The organism is Pseudomonas sp. PNPG3, from assembly GCF_023093815.1.
Lineage (GTDB): Bacteria > Pseudomonadota > Gammaproteobacteria > Pseudomonadales > Pseudomonadaceae > Aquipseudomonas > Aquipseudomonas asiatica.
On sequence record NZ_JALLKV010000172.1, the window covers coordinates 1 to 291 of the forward strand.

At 54.3% G+C, this 291-nt stretch carries 1 protein-coding gene; it reads left to right on the forward strand.

Annotated elements, in window-relative coordinates:
• A partial coding sequence (gene mraW, locus MJ643_RS30610) for a 16S rRNA (cytosine(1402)-N(4))-methyltransferase (protein ID WP_247727298.1) occupies positions 1-291 on the forward strand: 291 nt, incomplete at both ends.

Genomic DNA, 291 nt, shown 5'->3' on the forward strand with positions numbered 1-291 from the left:
CGGCGCTGGCGGATTACGTTGAAGCACGTGGCTTAACCGGCAAAATCAACGGTATTTTACTGGATTTAGGGGTCTCTTCGCCGCAGTTGGATGATGCCGAACGCGGCTTTTCTTTTATGCGTGACGGGCCGTTGGATATGCGTATGGATCCGACGCGCGGGCTATCGGCCGCTGAATGGCTGCTGCAGGCGGAAGAAAACGATATCGCTTTTGTACTGAAGACCTATGGTGAAGAGCGTTTCGCCAAACGTATTGCCCGTGCCATTGTTGAACGGAATCGCCTGCAGCCGA